18 protein-coding genes and 1 pseudogene are annotated in these 19,071 nt (G+C 70.7%); 8 read left to right on the top strand and 11 right to left on the bottom strand.

Annotation, left to right across the window (positions count from 1 at the left end; all coding sequences use genetic code 11):
* Window positions 1-19: 19 nt before the first annotated feature.
* Genes C1N81_RS06280 through C1N81_RS06300 form a run of 5 tightly spaced genes read right to left on the bottom strand, consistent with a single transcriptional unit; the run spans window position 20 to window position 5,143 of the window.
* A complete protein-coding gene (locus tag C1N81_RS06280) occupies window positions 20-1,258 on the bottom strand; it encodes a CaiB/BaiF CoA transferase family protein (protein WP_394427616.1) in 1,239 nt (412 codons plus the stop codon).
* Complete coding sequence (locus tag C1N81_RS06285; RefSeq protein WP_394427617.1) at window positions 1,255-2,397, bottom strand: CapA family protein; 1,143 nt, start codon at window positions 2,395-2,397, stop codon at window positions 1,255-1,257. The genes C1N81_RS06280 and C1N81_RS06285 overlap by 4 nt, the downstream gene beginning before the upstream one ends.
* Window positions 2,394-3,278, bottom strand: coding sequence for an amino acid ABC transporter ATP-binding protein (locus C1N81_RS06290; RefSeq protein ID WP_394427618.1), 885 nt, complete (start codon window positions 3,276-3,278; stop codon window positions 2,394-2,396). Before C1N81_RS06290 ends, C1N81_RS06285 begins: the two co-directional genes overlap by 4 nt.
* Window positions 3,275-4,219 (bottom strand): amino acid ABC transporter permease, encoded by a 945-nt coding sequence (locus tag C1N81_RS06295; RefSeq protein WP_394427619.1) that lies wholly within the window; start codon window positions 4,217-4,219, stop codon window positions 3,275-3,277. Before C1N81_RS06295 ends, C1N81_RS06290 begins: the two co-directional genes overlap by 4 nt.
* Window positions 4,220-4,222: 3 nt before the next feature.
* Window positions 4,223-5,143, bottom strand: a complete 921-nt coding sequence (locus tag C1N81_RS06300; RefSeq protein WP_394427620.1) for a transporter substrate-binding domain-containing protein — start codon at window positions 5,141-5,143, stop codon at window positions 4,223-4,225.
* Window positions 5,144-5,279: 136 nt separating this feature from the next.
* On the opposite strand from C1N81_RS06300, the gene C1N81_RS06305 reads away from it, so the two are divergent.
* Complete coding sequence (locus C1N81_RS06305) at window positions 5,280-6,287, top strand: PaaX family transcriptional regulator (protein WP_394427621.1); 1,008 nt, start codon at window positions 5,280-5,282, stop codon at window positions 6,285-6,287.
* 16 nt (window positions 6,288-6,303) lie between these two features.
* Here C1N81_RS06305 and C1N81_RS06310 read toward each other — a convergent pair whose 3' ends face one another.
* Window positions 6,304-6,759, bottom strand: coding sequence for a MarR family winged helix-turn-helix transcriptional regulator (locus C1N81_RS06310; protein WP_394427622.1), 456 nt, complete (start codon window positions 6,757-6,759; stop codon window positions 6,304-6,306).
* 132 nt (window positions 6,760-6,891) lie between these two features.
* Between C1N81_RS06310 and C1N81_RS06315 the strand changes: the two are divergent.
* The 4 genes and pseudogenes from C1N81_RS06315 (at window position 6,892) to C1N81_RS06330 (ending at window position 10,782) form a co-directional block, all read left to right on the top strand.
* Window positions 6,892-7,804, top strand: a pseudogene (locus C1N81_RS06315) (SDR family oxidoreductase).
* A 1-nt stretch (window position 7,805) separates the two neighbouring features.
* The gene (locus C1N81_RS06320; RefSeq protein WP_394427623.1) at window positions 7,806-8,693 is read left to right on the top strand and encodes an amidohydrolase family protein; all 888 of its coding nucleotides are present in this window, start codon (window positions 7,806-7,808) and stop codon (window positions 8,691-8,693) included.
* A 37-nt stretch (window positions 8,694-8,730) separates the two neighbouring features.
* Complete coding sequence (locus C1N81_RS06325) at window positions 8,731-10,263, top strand: acyl-CoA synthetase (RefSeq protein WP_394427624.1); 1,533 nt, start codon at window positions 8,731-8,733, stop codon at window positions 10,261-10,263.
* Between the two features lie 60 nt (window positions 10,264-10,323).
* The gene (locus C1N81_RS06330) at window positions 10,324-10,782 is read left to right on the top strand and encodes a MaoC family dehydratase (RefSeq protein ID WP_394427625.1); all 459 of its coding nucleotides are present in this window, start codon (window positions 10,324-10,326) and stop codon (window positions 10,780-10,782) included.
* A gap of 96 nt (window positions 10,783-10,878) precedes the next feature.
* On the opposite strand, the gene C1N81_RS06335 is transcribed toward C1N81_RS06330, so the two are convergent.
* The gene (locus tag C1N81_RS06335) at window positions 10,879-11,760 is read right to left on the bottom strand and encodes a LysR family transcriptional regulator (RefSeq protein ID WP_394427626.1); all 882 of its coding nucleotides are present in this window, start codon (window positions 11,758-11,760) and stop codon (window positions 10,879-10,881) included.
* A gap of 84 nt (window positions 11,761-11,844) precedes the next feature.
* Between C1N81_RS06335 and C1N81_RS06340 the strand changes: the two genes are divergently transcribed.
* Complete coding sequence (locus tag C1N81_RS06340; protein WP_394427627.1) at window positions 11,845-13,077, top strand: thiolase family protein; 1,233 nt, start codon at window positions 11,845-11,847, stop codon at window positions 13,075-13,077.
* A 114-nt stretch (window positions 13,078-13,191) separates the two neighbouring features.
* On the opposite strand, the gene C1N81_RS06345 is transcribed toward C1N81_RS06340, so the two are convergent.
* From C1N81_RS06345 to C1N81_RS06355, 3 genes are all read right to left on the bottom strand, one after another.
* Window positions 13,192-13,377: an ANTAR domain-containing protein gene (locus tag C1N81_RS06345; RefSeq protein ID WP_394427628.1), complete on the bottom strand. Its 186-nt coding sequence runs from the start codon at window positions 13,375-13,377 to the stop codon at window positions 13,192-13,194.
* A 270-nt stretch (window positions 13,378-13,647) separates the two neighbouring features.
* Window positions 13,648-14,412 (bottom strand): PAS domain-containing protein, encoded by a 765-nt coding sequence (locus C1N81_RS06350; RefSeq protein ID WP_394427629.1) that lies wholly within the window; start codon window positions 14,410-14,412, stop codon window positions 13,648-13,650.
* Between the two features lie 298 nt (window positions 14,413-14,710).
* Window positions 14,711-15,340, bottom strand: a complete 630-nt coding sequence (locus C1N81_RS06355) for a TetR/AcrR family transcriptional regulator (RefSeq protein WP_394427631.1) — start codon at window positions 15,338-15,340, stop codon at window positions 14,711-14,713.
* Between the two features lie 127 nt (window positions 15,341-15,467).
* Between C1N81_RS06355 and C1N81_RS06360 the strand changes: the two genes are divergently transcribed.
* Both C1N81_RS06360 and pip read left to right on the top strand, forming a co-directional pair.
* A complete protein-coding gene (locus C1N81_RS06360; RefSeq protein ID WP_394437764.1) occupies window positions 15,468-16,430 on the top strand; it encodes a zinc-binding dehydrogenase in 963 nt (320 codons plus the stop codon).
* A gap of 227 nt (window positions 16,431-16,657) precedes the next feature.
* Window positions 16,658-17,623, top strand: a complete 966-nt coding sequence (pip, locus tag C1N81_RS06365; RefSeq protein WP_394427632.1) for a prolyl aminopeptidase — start codon at window positions 16,658-16,660, stop codon at window positions 17,621-17,623.
* Between the two features lie 143 nt (window positions 17,624-17,766).
* On the opposite strand, the gene C1N81_RS06370 is transcribed toward pip, so the two are convergent.
* Entirely contained in the window at window positions 17,767-18,966 is a 1,200-nt protein-coding gene (locus C1N81_RS06370) for a macrolide family glycosyltransferase (RefSeq protein WP_394427634.1), read from the bottom strand.
* Between the last annotated feature and the right edge of the window lie 105 nt (window positions 18,967-19,071).

Raw genomic sequence — 19,071 nt, forward strand, 5'->3', positions numbered from 1 at the left:
GTGCGGGGTGCGGCGCGGGTCAGATCACCGATTCGGCGACGAGTTCGGCGATGTCTTCCGCGCTGTAGCCGAGCTTCTCCCGGTAGACCGCGTCGTTGTGCTCACCGAGGGCGGGGGCGGGCCGGTCGAACCCGGCGCGGGCGCCGGAGAAGCGGATCGGGACACCGCTGGTGGCGAGGCCCTCGACCGTGCCGTGGAGGGGGTGGGCCATCGGTACGACCTCTTCGCGCGCCTGCACCAGGGGGTCGCGGACGGCTTCGCGGGGGTCGCGCACCTCGGCGGCCGGCACACCCTCCGCGGTGAACAGGCGCAGCGCTTCCTCTGTGGTGCGGACGGACGTCCACTCCCGTATCAGGGCGTGGATCGCGTCGGCGTTGCGGACGCGCTGGTCCCGGCTGTGGAAGCGGCTGTCCTCGATGAGGTCGGGACGGCCGATGGCGCGGAGCGCGCCGTGCGCGAAGGCGTCGGTGGGCGCGGAGAGCGCGAGGTGGCCGTCGGAGGTCGGCAGGATCCCGAAGGGGGCCAGGCGGGGCACCATCGCGCCGGTGCGCTGCTCCATGCCGACGGCCGCGAAGGCGTCGAAGGGCTCGCACGCCACCAGGGAGGTGAGGGCGCCGAGCATGGAGACGTCGACGTGCTGGCCCTCGCCGCTCTGGTCGGCCTGCATGAGCGCGGAGAGGGTGCCGATGACGGCGAAGAGCGGGGCGAGCATGTCGCCGACGGGGAGCCCGAAGCGGACCGGCCCTTCGTCGGGTTCCCCGGCGGTGAGCATGACGCCGGACAGCGCCTGGATGATGGAGTCCATCGCCTTGCCCGAGCCGGGCCCGCCCTGGCTGCCGAATCCGGTGATCGAGGTGTAGACGAGGCGCGGGTTGAGTTCGTGGACGGCGGCGTAGTCGATGCCGAGGCGGCCGGTGACACCGGCGCTGTAGTTCTCCACGAGGATGTCGGCGTCGCGCACGAGGTCGGCGAAGACCCGCTGGGAGCGCTTGTCCTTGAGGTTGAGGGTGACGCTGAGCTTGTTGCGGCCGCGCGCGAGCATGGAGACGGACATGTCGTCGGGTCCCTGCCGGGAGACGGAGAGCCCGTCGGCGCCCACGTAGGGGGCGTTGTTGCGCGAGGAGTCGCCGCCGGTGGCCGGGTTCTCGACCTTGATGACGGTGGCGCCGAGGCCCGCGAGGAGCAGGGTCGCGTAGGGGCCTGCGAGCGCGGTGGTCAGGTCGATGACGGTCCGCCCGGCGAGTGGCTGGTCGCTCATGATGCCCTTTCGGTGGTCAGCTGGATCAGTACGCGGCCGTCCTTGCGGACGAACTGGCCGTTGAGGCCCGCTCGGCGGGTGATGTCCTCGATGTAGTCGGTGACGCGGCGGCCCTCGTCGGTGTCGCCGCAGGGCACCGGGCGTCCGGCGTCGTCGATCCAGCAGGGTTCGAAGCTCGCCTCGACCAGTCCGTCGCCGTCGAAGCGGCAGAAGGCGATCGCGGTGTTGCGGCTCTCGGGGTGGAAGGGGTAGGCGGGCATGTCCGGGTCGGGCGAGAAGCCGTACAGCTCCTTGCGGCGGTGGGCCCACTCGGTCAGTTCGGCGCTGGAGCGGCTGCTCGCGTCGGGGGTGAGGGCATGGGTGACGGTGACGAAGTTGCCGAGGCCGTGGAAGATCGGCCGGCCGCGCCAGGTCTCGATGCCGCGCATGATGTGGGCGTGGTGGCCGAAGACCGCGTCGGCGCCCGCGTCGATGGCCGCGCGGGCCACCGGTGACTCGTACATCGCGACGGCGGCCGGGGTGTGGCCGACGCCCTTGTGGAGTCCGACGAGGACGACGTCGACCTCCTTTCGCAGCCGGGCCACGTCCGCCTCCATGACGGCGAGGCTCTCGGGGGCGGCGAAGGTGTAGATCTTCGGCGGGCCGCCGGGGCTGGCGTGGTCGAGTTCGTAGTGGGTGAGGACGTGGATGTAGGCGCAGCCCGCCTTGCCGGAGGTCGCCCAGGACTCGCGGGGACCCACGCAGTTGTAGGAAAGGACGCCGACGCGCAGGCCGCCGCGCTCCACGATCGCCGGGGTCCTGGCCTCGGCGAGGCTGGTGCCCGCGCCGACCGGGACGAGCCCCGCGGCGCGTGCGTGGGCGAGGGTGTCGGTGATGCCCTCGGTCCCGGCGTCGTGGATGTGGTTGCCCGCGAGGGTGACGACGTCGAAGCCCGCGTCGGCGAGGGCGGCCAGCGCCGCCGGGTCGGCCGGGGGCGCGGGGACGTCGGTGCTCTGCTGGACGGTGGTGGTCGAGTGCGGTACCTCCACGTGGCCGACGGTGACGTCGGCGGCCTTCAGCAGGGACGCCGAGGGGGCCAGGTAGGAGGCGGGATCGGGTTCGTCGAGGATGAGGTCCCCGACCGAGGCGATGGTGATCACGAGGTGTGCTCCTGGGCGGTGGTGGGGCTTTCGCTCCGCGGCGTCTCGCTCCGCGGCGTCTCGCTCTGCGGCGTCTCGCTCTGCCGGCTCTCCCGCAGCCCGGCCTCGCCGTGCCGGGACTGCCGGGCGAGGAAGGTACGCAGGCGCGCGGTGCGCGGGGCGGTGAGCATCTCGTCGGGCCTGCCGCTCTCGACGATGCGGCCTGCCTCCATGAAGACGCAGCGGTCGGCGACCTCGCGGGCGAAGGCGATCTCATGGGTGACGACGACCATCGTCATGCCCTCGGCGGCGAGCTGCCGCATCACACCGAGCACCTCGTCGACCAGTTCCGGGTCGAGGGCGCTGGTGGGCTCGTCGAAGAGCATCACGCGGGGCCGGGCGGCGACGGCGCGGGCGATGGCGACGCGCTGTTGCTGGCCGCCGGAGAGCTGGCGCGGGTAGTGGTCGGCGCGGTCGCCGAGACCGACCCGGTCGAGCAGTTCGCGCGCTTCGGTCTCGGCCTCGGCGCGGGAGCGGCCGTGGACGCGGACCGGGGCCTCGGTGATGTTGCGCAGGACCGTGAAGTGCGGGATGAGGTGGAACTGCTGGAAGACCATGGACATCCGGCTGCGCTGGGCGGCGACCCGGCGGGCGTTGAGCGGCCGCAGGCCACCGCGGTGCCGTTCGTGGCCGAGGAGTTCGTCGTCCAGGTAGATGGCGCCGGAGTCGATGGTCTCCAGCTGGTGCACGCAGCGGATCAGGGTCGACTTGCCCGAGCCGGACGGGCCGATGATGGTGACGACCTCTCCGTCGGCGACGTCGAGGTCGACACCGTCGAGGGCGGCGTGGTCGCCGAAGTTCTTGCGTATGCCCCGCACGCGCAGGGCGGGCTCACCGGTCATGCGGTCGCTCCGTCGGGGGTGGGCTTGGGCCGGCGGACACGGCCGCCGCCCGTGGTGTGGCCGCGGGAGAAGTGCCGCTCCAGCCAGCGCTGTCCGAAGGTGAACAGGGTGACCACGGCGAGGTACCAGAGGCAGGACACGATGAGCATGGGGACGATCTCGTAGGTGCGGTTGTAGATGACCTGGACCGAGTGGAGCAGGTCGGCCATGGCGATCACCGAGACCAGCGCGGTGCCCTTGAGGACGCTGATGAACTGGCTGCCGCCCGGCGGGATGATGACCCGCATGGCCTGCGGCAGCACGACCCGGAAGAAGGTCTGCGCCGGGGTGAGGCCCATGGCGCGGGCGGCGTCGCGCTGCCCCTGCTCCACTCCGATGAGGCCGCCGCGGATGATCTCGGCCATGTACGCCGACTCCACCAGGGACAGACCGATCACGGCGGCCGTCACCGGGGTGATCACGTCGTTGGCGTTCCAGGAGGCGAACTCGGGGCCGAAGGGGATGCCGATGGAGATCCGAGGCAGCAGATAGGCCAGGTTGAACCAGAAGATGAGCTGCACCAGCGGCGGGATGCCGCGGAAGACACCGATGTAGAGGGTGGCGGCCCAGCGGACCGGCGCGAAGTCCGAGAGCTGGGCGGCGGCGAGGAGCGCTCCGACGACCGCGCCGATGACGGTGGCGGCGAGCGCCAGCCAGACGGTGGTGCCGAGGCCGGAGAGGACCGAGGGGTCGAAGAGGTACTCACCGACCACGCCCCACTCGAGGCGCTCGTTGGTCACCAGGAAGTGGACAAGGACCACGGCGACGAGAGCGAGTACCGCGCCGCCCACCACACGCCACGGCCGGATGCGCCGTGTGGAGTGGGCGACGTCGACGTCGTCGGTCGCGGCGTCGGTCACGGCGCCGATGGGGCGTTTCGTCGGGGAAAGGGATCGGGGCACGGGTCATCCCTCTTTGCCGGCGATGTTCAGGACGGGCTCGTCGACCATCACGTCGGTGAGTCCCCAGTGCTTCATCACGCGCTGGTACTCACCGTCGTCGACGAGTTTCTTGAAGGCCTTCTGGATCACCGGGCCGAGCCCGCTGTCCTTGGGCACGAGGAGGGCGAGGTAGTCCGTCGTGGCGCCCTGGTCCTCGGTCTGGGTGACGTAGCTGTACTTGTCCTTCTGGGTCTCGGCGACGTCGATGGCGGCGGCCTGGGTCATCCCCGCGGCGTCGGCACGGCCGGACTGTGCGGCGAGAAGCGTGGCGTTGGTGTCGTCCAGGCCGATCGCCGTGGCGGCCTTGTCCCCCTTGTCGGTGCAGTACGCCGACAGCTTCTTCAGCTGTCCTTCCACCACGCTGGACTTGACCACGGCGACCTTCTTGCCGCACAGGTCGTCGGCCGAGGAGACGCCCGCCTTGGAGTCCTTCGGCATGACGTACGAGGTGCGGCTGGTCATCCAGGTGATGGTGTCGAACTGGCGCTCGCGCTCGGCGGTGGCCTGAACGGGCCCGTTGAACGCCTCGTAGCGGCCGCTGAGCATGCCCTGAAGCGCCGCCGGGAGGTTGTTCACGATCTTGACTTCGGTGCGTACGCCGAGCACCTGGCCGAGGGCTTTCTGGAGGTCGGCGTCGATGCCGGTCACAGAGCCGTCGGCGGCCACCGAGCGGAAGGGCGGGTGGGAGTCGCCCGCGAAGCGCAGTACGCCGGCGTCCTTGACGGACTTCGGGAGGGCGTCGTGCAGAGCGGGCACCGCGTCCAGGGACGGAGTCCCCGCGCCTTCCTCGTCCGAGGCGCCGCAGCCCGCCAGGGCCAGCACGCCCACGAGTGCGGCGGACAACGTGCCGGTTCGCCACCGTCGGTGGGATCGAGAGTCGTACATGAAGGTGTTCCCTTGCATGAAGTGAGATCCGCGTCATTGTCGGTATCGCTGCCGAGCGTCGCACGAGGTGTCGCCTATGACAAGAGTCGTGCCATACTTCGGTTCGACGCGAAGGCCATCGAGAAACCGAGGTGCCATGGGGAAGGACCCGCGGAAGGCCGAGCTGCCACGGGCTCAGACCGGGGCGGAACCCCAGCTCCTGCTCACCTCCCTGCTGGGTGACTTCTGGTACTGGCGGGACGAGCACATCCCGGCCACCGCGCTCGTGCGGCTCCTCGCCGACTTCGACGTCACCTCCGACGGCGCCAGAGCGGCCATGCGCCGGCTCGTGGCCCGCGGTCTGCTCGACACCTCACGCGACGGACGCACGACGGCCTACGGCATTCCGCCGCGCACCTCGGAGGTGATCGTCGAGCGCACTCACCGGATGCTGACGTTCGGCGCCACCGCGCCCGAGTGGGACGGGCAGTGGACCGTCCTGGCGTTCTCCGTCCCCGAACAGGCCCGCAGCCTGCGCACGACGCTGCGCTCCCGGCTGCGCGTACTCGGATTCGCCGCCCTCTACGACGGGCTGTGGGTCTCACCGCGCGATCTGGGCACGGAGGCGCAGGAGTTACTGCGTGACCTCGGCATAGCGACCGCGACCGTGCTGCGCTGCGCCACCGTCCCCGGCGGCCCTGCCGAGGGCGATCCCATATCCGCCTTCGACCTGACGGCACTGACGAAGGAGTACCGCGCCTTCATCGACCGCTACGCCCCGGTCCTCGACCACCTCGACGCGGGCCGCATCAGCCCGGCGGAGGCGCTGCGCACCCGCACCGAACTGCGGGTCGCCTGGCGCAGCTTCCCGGAGAGCGACCCGGACCTGCCGGCCGTCCTGCTGCCGCGGGAGTGGGACCGGCCCCGCGCCCAGCAGGTCTTCGTCCAGATCTACGACCGCCTCGGGCCTCTCGCCGAACTGCGCTTCCGGCAGATCCTCGCCACCGTCTCCCCCGAGCTGGCCGAGCTGGCGTCCCACCACGACTCCGCCGCCATCGCGGAGCTGTACGCGTCGCTGGGCGACCGCAGGGCGCACGGCGACACACCCTTCGAGCAGGCCGCGCGGGCGCGCAAGCTGGAAGAGGTGAAGCGCTCCACGCCGTGAGCGCCCCGGTGTCACGTCAGGACAGTGCCCGGTGCGCGCTCTTCAGCGCGTTCCGGAAGCGCTCGACGTCGGCGGACGCCAGCTCGGCGACCATGCGCTCCTCGAGGTGCCGGGCCGGCTCGGCGTAGTCGGCGAGAAGCCGCCGCCCGGGCTCCGCGAGCCGGATGACCTTCTCACGCCGGTTGCGCGGGTTCGGCTCGCGCCGGACCAGGCCGCGGCTCTCCAGCGCACGGACCATGTCCGCCATCGACTGGGCGGTGACGAAGGAGTCGCGCGCGAGCTGGGCGGCCGATACGCCGTCATGCCGTTCGAGCACGGTCAGCGCGGTGTACTGCAGGGCCGTGACCCCGGCCGGCTTGAGCAGCTCCTCCAGGCGGGCCCGCACGACGAGCTCCGCCCGCTTGAGCAGGTAGAGCAGGGAAGGCCCCGCCTCCGCCTCGCTCCCGGCCACCGGCTGCGCCGCCTCCGTCATGCCGTGCCTCCGCTGCAGGCCGTTCGGTCTCTCATGGCGACTCACCCTAGCCCATTGACAGGATTCCTGATGAATGAGAACACTGGAGTCACCGAACCAACAGGATTCCTGTCAATAGCGAGAGGTGCACCCATGGACCTGCACGGCAAAGTCGCCGTCGTCACCGGAAGCGGACGCGGCCTTGGACGGGCCTACGCCGAGGCGCTCGCCGCGGCCGGAGCGTCCCGTCGTCGTCAACGACGTGGACGCGGAGGTGGTGGACGCGGCCGTCGCCGCCATCACCGAAGCCGGCGGCAAGGCGACCGGCGCGGTGGCCGCCGTCGGCGACAGCGAAGCGGCCGAGCTGCTGACCGAGACCGCGGTGCGGGAGTTCGGACGCCTCGACGTCCTCGTCACCAACGCCGGCATCCTGCGCGACCGGGTGCTGTGGAAGATGACCGACGACGACTTCGACGCCGTGGTCAAGGTGCACCTGCGCGGAACCTTCACCTGCGCCCGCGCCGCCGCGGTGCGGATGCGCGAGCAGGGCGACGGAGGCCGCATCGTGCTGATCTCCTCCCCCGCAGGCCAGCGCGGCAACTTCGGGCAGACCAACTACGCCGCGGCCAAGGCCGGCATCGTCGCGATGGCCCGTACCTGGGCCATGGAGCTGTCCCGCGCGAACATCACCGTGAACGCGGTCGTGCCCGTCGCGGCCACCGAGATGACCAAGACCATCCCGGCCTTCGGACCGGTCATCGAGGAGGCCGAGCGCACCGGCGCCCCGCTCCCCGACTGGCTGCGCAAGGACGAGGGCCTCGGCACCGTGGAGGACGTCGCGAGCCTCATCACCTTCCTCGCCTCCGACAGCTCCAAGGACGTCACCGGCCAGGCCATCGGCATCGGCGGTGACCGGCTCGCGCTCTGGTCCCACCCGGCGGAGAAGGCGGTCGACTTCGCCGACGGCGGCTGGAGCGCCGACACGATCGCCGAGCGGTGGCACGAGGGCGTCGGCGCCGAGCCCGAGACGTACGGCATCCCCGCCCCGAAGGCCCCGGAGGCCTGAGATGAGCGACCAGGCCATCGACGTCGCCGCGCTGACCGCGATCGACGTCCACACCCACGCGGAGATCTCCAAGAGCGGCCACGGCGCGCTGAGCCCCGAACTCTTCGGCGCCTCCGAGAAGTATTTCAAGGCCCACGGCCACCGGCAGCCGTCCATCGACGAGATGGCCGCGTACTACCGGGAACGCAGCATGGCGGCCGTGGTGTTCACCGTGGACGCCGAGCACGCCACCGGCCACCCGCGCATCGCCAACGAAGAGGTGGCCGAGAGCTGCGCCGAACACGGTGACGTCCTCATCCCCTTCGCCAGCGTCGACCCGCACAAGGGCCGGGCAGGTGCGCGCGAAGCCCGCCGCCTGGTCGAGGAGCACGGGGTGCGCGGGTTCAAGTTCCACCCGAGCATCCAGGCGTTCTCCCCCGACGACCGGATGGCGTACCCGCTCTACGAGGCGATCGAGGAACTCGGCGTCCCCGCCCTGTTCCACACCGGGCAGACCGGTATCGGCGCCGGCGTGCCCGGGGGCGGCGGCATCCGGCTGAAGTACTCCAACCCGATGCTCGTCGACGACGTGGCCGTGGACTTCCCCGAGCTGCGCATCATCCTGGCGCACCCCTCCTTCCCGTGGCAGGACGAGGCGCTGGCCGTCGCGACGCACAAACCGCACGTGTACATCGATCTCTCGGGCTGGTCGCCGAAGTACTTCCCGCCCCAGCTCGTGCGCTACGCCAACTCCCTGCTGCAGGACAAGGTGCTCTTCGGCTCGGACTACCCGGTCATCACCCCCGACCGGTGGCTCGCCGACTTCGAGAAGCTCGACCTCAAGCCCGAGGTCCGGCCGAAGATCCTCAAGGAGAACGCCGCCCGGCTGCTCGGTCTGGTCAAGGACTGAAAACCAACGACTGTGAACGTCTCACAAGGAGGGCGCCGTGCTGAACCAAGGCATCGGTTCCTGGCCCGCGCGCCGGGCCCGCAAAACACCGGAGCGCACAGCGGTCGTCCACCAGGACACGGAGCTGACCTACCGGGAACTGCACGAACGGGTGCTGCGCCTGGCCCACGCGCTGCGCACCCTCGGGGTGGCCCGCGGTGACCGGGTCGCCTACCTCGGGCCCAACCACCCGTCGTTCCTGGAGACGCTGTTCGCGGCCGGAACGCTCGGCGCGGTCTTCGTACCGCTCAACACCCGGCTCGCCGCACCGGAGTTGGCGTACAACCTGACCGACTCCGGCAGCACGGTGCTGGTGCACCGCCCCGAGCACACCGCCACGGCCACCGAGGCCGCCGCGGGCAGCGAGATCAGGCACCGGATCACCGTCGGCACCCCCGAAGAGGACGCCCTCGGCTACGAGGAGTTGCTCGCGGGCGGCGGCACCGGCCCGCTGGACGTGCCCGTCGGCCCGGACGATGCCTGCATCATCATGTACACCTCCGGGACGACAGGGCGTCCCAAAGGGGCCGTGCTCACCCACGCCAACATCACCTGGAACAGCGTCAACGTCCTGGTCGACACCGACCTCACCGCCGACGAGGTGACAATGGTCGTCGCCCCGCTCTTCCACACCGCGGGCCTCAACATGACCTGCCTGCCCACCCTCCTCAAGGGCGGCCGAGTGGTGCTCCTGGAGAGCTTCGAAGCGGCACACGTCCTCGACGTCGTCGAGCAGCGGCGGGTGACCTACATGTTCGGCGTCCCCACCATGTACGACGCGATGGCCGCGCAGCCTCGGTGGGCGGACGCCGACCTGTCGAGCCTGCGCTCCCTGAACTGCGGCGGCGCACCCGTCCCGGCCCGCACCCTGAGGACCTACCTCGCCCGGGGCCTGGCCATCAGCCAGGGATACGGCATGACCGAGGCGTCGCCAGGCGTCCTCTTCCTGGACCGGGAGCAGTCGGCGGCGAAGGCAGGGTCCGCCGGGGTGCCGCACTTCTTCACCGACACCCGGATCACCCTGCCCGACGGGCGTGACACCGGCCCTGGTGAGCGCGGCGAGATCCTCGTGCAGGGCCCGAACGTCATGCGCGGTTACTGGAACCGGCCCGAGGACACCGCGGCGGCCTTCACCGACGACGGCTGGCTGCGCACCGGCGACATCGCGCGGACGGACGACGACGGGTACGCCTACATCGTCGACCGGGTCAAGGACATGTTCGTCTCCGGCGGGGAGAACGTGTACCCGGCCGAGGTCGAGGACGCCCTGCTGAGCCACCCGTCGGTGGCCGAGTGCGCGGTCGTCGGGGTGCCGGACGCCGTGTGGGGCGAGGTCGGCCACGCGGTCGTGGTCCTGGCCACCGGGGCCCGGCCCGATGGTTCCGAAGTCCTCGCGCATCTGCACGGCCGACTCGCCAAGTACAAGATCCCCAAGACGGTGGTCTTCGCTCCCGAACTGCCCCGTACAGCCTCGGGAAAGATCGTCAAACCGGCCGTCCGCGACACCTACGCGCCCCGGCCCACCCTCTGACACCCGTCAACTGACGATGTGTCATCACACGTGTCATCACCACTTGAAAGGCAGCTTCACATGACGACCACCGCCAAGGGCCTCGACGGCCTCATCGCCCTCGCCGGCAACGACCTCGGCCGCACCGACTGGCTGGAGATCACCCAGGAGCGGGTGAACACCTTCGCCGACGCCACGGACGACCACCAGTGGATCCACACCGACCCGGAGCGCGCGAAGGAGGGCCCGTTCGGCGGCCCCATCGCCCACGGCTACCTCACGCTCTCCCTCATCATCCCGCTCTTCGGTGACCTGCTGGAGATCCAGGACGTCTCGATGAGCGTCAACTACGGCCTTGAGAAGGTCCGCTTCCCCAGCCCGGTGCCGGTCGGCGCCAAGATCCGGCTGCACGGCACGGTCGACTCGGTCGAGGAGGTGAAGGGCAACGGTGTGCAGATGCAGCTGACGTTCACGGTCGAGGTCGAGGGCAACACCAAGCCCGCGTGCGTGGCGCAGGCCGTGTACCGGCACTACGCCTGAGCGCGGGCGCGGCGCAGTCGACCGACGGACGCGCTGTCAGCGGCGCGTTCTCGTCGCCTCGCCAAAGCGCCCGCAGGCGCGGCGTGCAGGTGACGCTCAGCCGCGTACGCACTCCTCGATGACCGAGGCGACCTGCTGGGCCGCCGGGGAGACGGCCGCGCTACGCCGGGCCAGGACCAGGTCGACGGTTTCCTCGTCCGCCAGCGGCAGGTAGGTCACGCCGTCCAGGCGCAGGCTCTGCACCGACTGCGGTACGAGCGCGACGCCGTGACCGGCCGCCACCAGGACGACGAGGGTGGCGGTCTCCGCCACCTCGGTGGGTGAGGCGGGCCTGAAGCCCGCACGGGCGCAAGCGGCCAGGACCCGCTCATACATCGCCGACTGCGGCCGGGCGGGATGCATGACAAAGGACTCACCGGCCAGTGCGCGCAGTGGGACCGAGGTCTCGGCGGCCAGGGGGTGGGTGGAGGGCAGGACGGCGACCAGCGGCTCGGTGCGCAGCGGCGTGATGTCCAGGCCGCCGGCCGGGTCGGGCCGGGAGACCGCGAGGTCGTAGGTGCCGTCGGTGAGGCCCTCCACCAGTTGCGGGGTCAGCAGCTCGCCGCGCAGCTCCAGGGTGATGTGCGGCAGCCGGGCGCGCACCGTGCGGGCGACCTTGGGCAGCACGTCGTAGGTCGCGGTGCCGACGAAACCGACACGCACCCGTCCGGCTCGCCCGGTGGCCAGCTCCGTCATGTGGACGCGGGCCCGTTCGGCCTCGGCGACGAGGGTGCGGGCGTACCCGGTCAGGTGCCGGCCGGCCTCGGTGAGGGTCACCTGCCGGGTGGAGCGGTGGAACAGAGGGGTGCCCAGCTCCCGCTCCAGCTGCTTGATCTGCTGGGACAGTGCCGGCTGCGCGACGTGCAGCCGGGTGGCCGCCCGCCCGAAGTGGCACTCCTCGGCGAGGACGAGGAAGGAGCGGATCTGGCGCAGTTCCATGCCTCCCACTCTATGCACACGGCTTATCAATCGAGCCGTATTAGGTCTTGGACACCATGAATGGGCCGCTTCTACGGTGACGGCATGACCGACAGCTACGTGTACGCGGCAGCAAGAACACCGTTCGGGAAGTTCTCCGGCGCCCTCGCCGGTGTGCGGCCCGACGACCTCGCGGCGCTCGCCGTGCGGGGCGTCCTGGCCAAGACGCCGGACCTGGACCCCGCCGAGATCGGCGACGTGGTCTGGGGCAACGCCAATGGGGCAGGCGAGGACAATCGCAACGTGGGCCGGATGGCCGTCCTCCTGGCCGGGCTGCCCACCTCCGTCCCGGCCACCACCGTCAACCGGCTCTGCGGTTCCTCCCTGGACGCGGCGATCATGGGTTCCCGCGCGATCGAGAGCGGTGACGCGGACATCGTGCTGACCGGCGGTGTGGAGTCGATGAGCCGCGCCCCCTGGGTGCTGCCGAAACCCTCCCGCGCCTACCCGGCCGCTGACATGACCGCCGTCTCCACCACGCTCGGCTGGCGGCTCGTCAACGAGCGTATGCCCAAGGAGTGGACGGTCTCTCTGGGCGAGGCCAACGAGCAGCTCGCCGAGCGGTTCGCCGTCCCGCGCGAGCGCCAGGACGCCTTCGCCGCACGCTCCCACCACCTCGCCGACGCCGCCTGGACAGACGGCTTCTACGACGACCTGGTGGTGCCCGTCACGGTCGACCGCAAGGGCACCACCCTCAAGCGCGACGAAGGCATCAGGCCCACCTCGACGCCGGACCAGCTCGCCACGCTGAAGCCGGCGTTCCGCCCGGACGGTGTGATCACCGCGGGCAACGCCTCCCCGCTCAGCGACGGCGCGGCCGCCGTCCTGCTCGGCTCGCAGGCCGCCGCCGCACGCATCGGCACCGCGCCGCTGGCCCGCATCGCCGGGCGCGGCGTCTCCGCCCTGGACCCGCAGGACTTCGGCTTCGCACCGGTGGAGGCGGCGAACCGGGCGCTGCGCCGCGCGGGCATCACCTGGTCCGATGTGAGCGCCGTCGAGCTGAACGAGGCGTTCGCCGTGCAGTCGCTGGCCTGCGTGGACGCCTGGGGAGTCGACCCGGCCCTCGTCAATGCCAAGGGCGGCGCCATCGCCCTGGGCCACCCCCTCGGGGCCTCCGGCGGGCGGATCCTGGGCACGCTGACCCACCGGCTGAGGGAATCCGGCGCGCGCTTCGGCGTCGCCGCCCTCTGCATCGGCGTGGGCCAGGCCCTCGCCGTCGTCCTGGAGAACGTCACGGGCGGCGACATGAGCACCGAGGCCGCGCAGGTCGGCCGATGACCGTGCCGTTGTGCGCCGACGCCGATACGGCGGTCGCCGGGATCGGGGACGGGTGTGGCCCGACCGTGGCACCGTCGGCCGACCCGAGGAAGCCGGGCCGACGGTGCTGGATGGTCAGCGGCTGAGAAAGAACCGGGCCAGGTCAGCGGCCGGCAGGCGGAGTGCCGTGGCGGCGCGGCGCAGCCACCGTTCGGCGTCGCCGATGCTGATGTCCTGGGTGGCGGCGATGATCCCGATGGCGACGTTGACATCGTCCTGGTCGGCGGTGGCCCGGATCTGCTCGATGACCTCGCTGTCCATGTCGGCGAGGAGTACCTGCGTGGCGATCTCGGCGAAGGTCTCCGCCAGGGCCGACGGCGTTGCGCCGCTCGCGCCGGTGCCGGGGTCGGCGGTCCTACGGCTGCGGTAGAGGGTCAGGGTGCCGAGCGTCGCACTCGCGGTGCGCAGGGGGTGGGCGTAGACGCCGGCCGCGCCGATGCCGGCCGCCGCGTCGGTGAACAGCGGCCAACGGGCGCTGCCTTCGTCCAGAGTCGTGAGAGCGACCGGCTCGCCGGTGGCGAACGCGGTCAGTTAAGGGCCTTCACCAGTGATGTACTGCAGTTCCTCCACACGCCGGGCCCACGGAGAGCTGGCGGCCAGTTGGAAGTCGGCCACCGCGGCACCATGCAGAGTGATCGCGGCGGCGTCGGTGTCCGGCAGTCGCGCCGCGGCGGCCTCGCACACGGCGTCCGCGCAGGCCCTGGCGGGGGCCCGGCGGGCCGCGTGCACGATGGCGTGCCACGCCGCATCACGCTGGGCACGCCGCGCGCCCCACACCGGGGCAAGCTCTCCGAAGGGATCAGGGTGGGCCTGCCCGGCGGCGACCGCCGCGGTGGCCCGCTCGTAGTGCGCGACGGCCAGCATCGCGCGCCGCAGCAGCGGCGTCGGAGCGGCCCGGTCGTCGTCCCGTGCGGCGCCGCGTAGCGCCTCGTCCACTGCGGTCACGTCCTCGACGTGGTGCAGGATCCCGGCCACACGCCCTTCGGACGCGTGCAGCGGGGAGTTGACCGGTGCCCAGGACTTGCGGCGGAAGGTCCCGGGGCGACAGGTGTCGGGGATGTCGTAGCGCTGGATGCCCATGTCGTCCACGGTTCCGCGGCGCAGCACCCTCTCCAGGGACGCGCTGAGATTGCGCACACCGGTCGCCGCGGTGTCGCGGGGGTCGTCGGGAAACGCCTCGAACATGAACGCGCCGATCAGTTCTTCCCGCGCCCGGCCGGTCGCTCGTAAGTAGGCCTCGTTGACACCGCGGATGCACAAGTCCGTATCGAGCAGCAGGTAGGGGGCTTTCGTCACCTGGAACACCTGGCTTTCCCACGTGCTTCGCAGCACTTCCATCACCAGTACTCACCCCTCGACGCGAGCTGCGTGACGGCCTGCCCCGCCCCGCTGAATACGAAGTGCCCCATCCGCGCACACTCTCTCCAAGCAAAGGGCGTCTTCGGCTCCGCTGCGCCGGATAGGCACATTTCGGCCCGGACCGAGGGTGAAGATGACGCGGCACCGCTCAGCGCACAAGATCATGTTCCTCGCCGCCACCGGCTCGGGCCGGGCCGGGCCGGGCCGCGCAATGCTGTGCGCTCAGTCGCCACGGTCAGGCGTCGGCCGGTGCCGCGGATGTCAGTCGTGGAGCCGCCGGTAGCGGTGCGTGGTGGGGACAGGCTTCGAACGCCTGGATCGCCAGCCCCGCGAAGCGCCGGGAGGCCATGACCTGGGTGGCGGTGGATCCGGCGTGGATCCCCTTGTTGGCCATGAGTACGAGAATGAGGTCGTCGAGGACGAAGTCGGGCCTCAGCTGCCCTGTGTCCTTGGCTCGTTGGGCCAGTCCCGCGACTGCCTTCACTGTGTACGCGCGTCCCGCGACATCCGGCGCCCCCGGGAAAGTCGACAGGAAGGCTTCGGTGAAGCCCCGGTCGTGTGCGTGGAGCTCACAGATCTTCTCGATCACCAGGCAGAGGCCACGCCACGGGTCAGAATCCGCGCATCCCTCGTCGACGATGGTGCGACACGCGCGCAACTGATCCGCGAAGGCCTCGGCGACCAGCGTCTGCTTGGTCGGGAAGTGACGGTACAAGGTGGCCGGTCCCACCCCGGCGCGCCGCGCGATCTCCCGCATCGGCACGGCCAGGCCGTCGGCCGAGAACAGCGCTCGGGCCGCGTCGAGGATGCGGTCGCGATTGTCCCTCGCATCGGAACGCGGACTGTGAGGCAAACGATCGGTCACTCTCTCACTTTACCTAGACGGACGGGGGCGTCCGCTTACCGTCCAGGACGTAAAAGCTCGCCGAGCGGGGATCGCCGGCGGTATGGAGCAGGACCGTGCCGAGCGGTCCGAGGACGTGGAGACGCCATTGAAGGCAATCGCGATTCAGACGTTCGGGGAGCCTCAAGGCCTGGCTGTTGTCGAACTCCCGCCGCCCACACCTGCCGCCGGGCAGGTACTGATCGCCGTTGAGGCGGTGGGCGTGGGCGGTGTCGACACCGTGATCCGGAGTGGGGCTCTGGCCGCCTACGGCTTCAAGGAGGGCTTCGTCCCGGGCGGCGAGGTGGCGGGCACCGTGACCATGGTCGGTGACGGCGTCGACGCGTCCTGGATCGGCCGGCGGGTGTGGGCGTTCACCGGCACCGGCGGGGGTTACGTCGAACAGGTTGCCGCGCCGATCGAGCAGGTCCTTCCCCTCCCCGGCGGCCTCTCCGCCATCGCCGCGGTGACGCTGGGCAGTGCCGGTACGGTGGCCCACTTCGGGCTCCGCCACGCCCATTTCGCCGCGGCGGAGACGGTGTTGGTGCGTGGCGCGGCCGGCAGCATCGGGATCATGGCCGTGCAGCTCGCGGCGCTCGGCGGTGCCGCCGCGGTGGCGGTCACGACATCGTCGGCCGAGCGCGGCGAGCGGCTGCGCCGTCTCGGCGCGACCCACGTGCTGGATCGCACCGGTCGCGGAGGGAAGGAGGCTCCAGCGGGCTATGACGTCATCATCGACATTGTGGCCGGCAAGGACCTGCCGTCGTTCTTCGACAGGCTCAACCCCAATGGCCGCATGGTGGCCGTCGGCGCTGTCGCAGGCCAGCCGCCCGCGGACTTCGGCACGAAGATCATGGCGGCGTTCCAGAAGTCGATGTCCTTCGCCGCTTTCAGCGCGGCCACCGTCGCCCGAGCAGACCTGCGTGCCGTGCGCGGCCGGCAGTTCGCCGCAGCTGGTCGCGGCGAGATCGAAACAGTGGTGCACGAGGTGCTGCCCCTGGAGGAAGCCGTCCTGGCACACCGGAAGATGGCCGCCGGTGAGGTCTTCGGGAGGATCGTGCTGACACCGTAGCGGCGCTGCCTTCAGCAGGACGGGTATGCCCGACGACAGCCCCCGGCGCCCCGACGGCGCATCGGCGAGATCATCGGTGAGGGCGACGTCCGCGACGGGTCGCCCGTACCCGACGCGACTGTGCCGAAGACCTCGCCACGTGAGCGAGCGGCGCAGAAAATACGTGACGTCGTTCCAGCCGTCGACTAGCCTCGCGAGGCTCTGCACACCTTTTGGAGGAGACCCTCATGACTCAGCCGTTCCCGCACATCGAACCGTACGCGCACGGCCACCTCGATGTCGGCGACGGAAACCAGATCTACTGGGAGACCAGTGGAAATCCTCAAGGAAAGGCGGCTCTGTGTGTGCACGGCGGGCCCGGCAGTGGCGGGCGCCGTGGCAGCCGCACGCTGTTCGACCCCGAGGTCTACCGGATCGTCCTGTTCGATCAGCGTGGCTCCGGTGAGAGTAGGCCGCACGCCTCCGACCCGTCCGTCAGCCTCGACACCAACACCACCGACCACCTGATCGAGGACATGGAGCGGCTGCGCGAACACCTGGGTGTCGAGCGCTGGCTCCTCTACGGCGGCTCCTGGGGCTCGACACTGATCCTCGCCTACGCTGAGCGCTATCCCGAGCGGGTCTCCGAGGTCGTCATCGTCGGTGTCACCATGACCCGGCCGGAGGAGACCGACTGGCTCTACCACGGCGTCGGACGCCTGCTGCCGGGCCCCTGGGAGACATTCCGCGACGCCGTTCCGGAGGCGGAGCGGAGCGGGAATGTCGTGGCCGCCTACAACCAGCTGCTGAACAGCCCGGACGAGACGGTCAGAAGGAAGGCGGTGCGGGACTGGTGTGCTTGGGAGGACGCTGTCATCGCCCACGAGGTCCTTGGCCACCCGGGCGCCTACAGCGACAGACCCGACAACGCGCTGATGGCATTCGCTCGGATCTGCGCACACTACTTCGCGAACGACGCCTGGCTCGAAGACGGACAACTGCTCCGTGATGCACATCGGCTGGCCGGTATCCCCGGAGTACTGATCCACGGTCGACTCGACCTGGGCAGCCCCTTGAAGACCGCGTGGGAGTTGTCCAAGGCGTGGCCGGACGCGGAACTGAAAGTGATCGACGACTCCGGACACACAGGCAGTCCCACGAGTCAGGCCACGGTCCTGGAGGCGATCGCGCGATTCGGCAGGAACGGACGGTGATCGGCGCGGTCGATCCGCCGGGTACGGGCGTCCGGACCCGGGCTCGGAGCTCCTGAGATCCTCTGTGCGCATGGCGCGATGGTCCGGCCGATCGCGGAGTGCGAGCGGTCCAGGGATCGCGCCGGTTCGCGCGCCGCCGTCCCCTACGAGGAGCGCGCCAGTTGCGCCTCTACGAGATCCGCCGCTCGCTGGGACCCGTCCCCCGATGCCCGCTTCTGCTGGTCGGCGCAACGCGCGGCGACGGACGGCTCGTCGGCGAGTCGCTGGACGGCGGTGCGCAGCGCCTCGGGGGTGGCGTCGTCCGTGTCGAGTCGTTCGGCGACGCCGAGGTCGACCAGCCTGGCGGCATTGTCGAACTGGTCCCCGGCCTGCGGGACGCAGAGCATCGGGGTGCCGGTCGCCAGGCCCTCCTGAGCCCCGCCGGCACCGGCGTGGGTGACGAAGACATCGGCCTCCCGCAACACCCCGAGTTGTGGGACCCAACGGCTGACCTCGACGTTGCCGGGCAATGGACCGAGGTCCTCCGCGGTCACCTGCTTCCCCACCTGCAGTACGAGGTGCCAGTCGGGCAGTGCCGCGAAGGCCCTGGCGCAGGCCCGGTAGAAGGTGGGCCGTTTCGTGAAGTTGGAGCCGAGTGAGACCAACGCGAGTCGTTTGCCGACCGCTTCGTCGGGGCGCCTCCATGTGTCATGCTCCGCCCGGTCGCCCTGGCAGGGCCCGACGAAACTGTAACGGCAGGTGTCCACCCGGTCGGCGTGCGGCTGCAGAGCGGGGTGGATCAGGACGAGCGAGCGCGGTGGGCGGCTCATGAAGGTGTCCGGGTCGACGCCTTCGAGACCGTTCGCGTCGAGCCAGGCACGCCACCGCGCGTAGTAGTCACGACCACGCTCGGAGGACTTCAGCTCTTGGGCCAGCGCCGCGCCGACCTCGTCCTCGTACCCCTCCCACGGCACCAGCTGCGGGCAGAGCTGTACGTAGGGGATGGACCAGCGGTGCGCGAGGACCTGCGCCGCCCAGCCGGAGAAGTCGCTGAGCATCAGGTCCGGGGCGTCCTGATGGAGCGCCTCAAGTTGCGGAAGTGCCTGGATGGCGTCGCGGAGGAACAACTCGGCGACGTCGAGCCGGGTTTCGCCCCACAGCGCCTGGTCGTCTCCGGCCGCCGGCAGCGTCGACCTCCAGATACGCGGCTCGGCGCCGGTGGAGCGCACTCTCTCGACGAAGTCGCCCTCGTCGGGAATGGCGTAACTCACGCGGTGGCCGCGGTCGACCAGCTCGCGCACAATTCCCAGGCTCGGATTCACATGACCGTGGTGGGCGATACTGACCATGGCTACGTGACTCATGCTTCGGACGGTACTGGAGACGGCGTGAGCCGACAACAGGGGCCACAACAATGGTCATTTGATGGGCAAAGCGGGGTAGGCGCTCCGGACGCGGTGAACCACGAC

This window comes from Streptomyces sp. SGAir0957, from assembly GCF_043523415.1.

What these genes read in the sequence shown, in the direction of transcription:
- C1N81_RS06345 (WP_394427628.1), bottom strand. Translation starts at nt 13,377, where the DNA reads ATGGACAGCGAGGTCATCGAGCAGATCCGGGCCACCGCCGACCAGGAC.
- C1N81_RS06330 (WP_394427625.1), top strand. Translation starts at nt 10,324, where the DNA reads ATGACGACCACCGCCAAGGGCCTCGACGGCCTCATCGCCCTCGCCGGC.
- C1N81_RS06300 (WP_394427620.1), bottom strand. Translation starts at nt 5,143, where the DNA reads ATGTACGACTCTCGATCCCACCGACGGTGGCGAACCGGCACGTTGTCC.
- C1N81_RS06310 (WP_394427622.1), bottom strand. Translation starts at nt 6,759, where the DNA reads ATGACGGAGGCGGCGCAGCCGGTGGCCGGGAGCGAGGCGGAGGCGGGG.
- pip (WP_394427632.1), top strand. Translation starts at nt 16,658, where the DNA reads ATGACTCAGCCGTTCCCGCACATCGAACCGTACGCGCACGGCCACCTC.
- C1N81_RS06370 (WP_394427634.1), bottom strand. Translation starts at nt 18,966, where the DNA reads ATGAGTCACGTAGCCATGGTCAGTATCGCCCACCACGGTCATGTGAAT.
- C1N81_RS06340 (WP_394427627.1), top strand. Translation starts at nt 11,845, where the DNA reads ATGACCGACAGCTACGTGTACGCGGCAGCAAGAACACCGTTCGGGAAG.
- C1N81_RS06280 (WP_394427616.1), bottom strand. Translation starts at nt 1,258, where the DNA reads ATGAGCGACCAGCCACTCGCCGGGCGGACCGTCATCGACCTGACCACC.
- C1N81_RS06335 (WP_394427626.1), bottom strand. Translation starts at nt 11,760, where the DNA reads ATGGAACTGCGCCAGATCCGCTCCTTCCTCGTCCTCGCCGAGGAGTGC.
- C1N81_RS06320 (WP_394427623.1), top strand. Translation starts at nt 7,806, where the DNA reads ATGAGCGACCAGGCCATCGACGTCGCCGCGCTGACCGCGATCGACGTC.
- C1N81_RS06305 (WP_394427621.1), top strand. Translation starts at nt 5,280, where the DNA reads ATGGGGAAGGACCCGCGGAAGGCCGAGCTGCCACGGGCTCAGACCGGG.
- C1N81_RS06290 (WP_394427618.1), bottom strand. Translation starts at nt 3,278, where the DNA reads ATGACCGGTGAGCCCGCCCTGCGCGTGCGGGGCATACGCAAGAACTTC.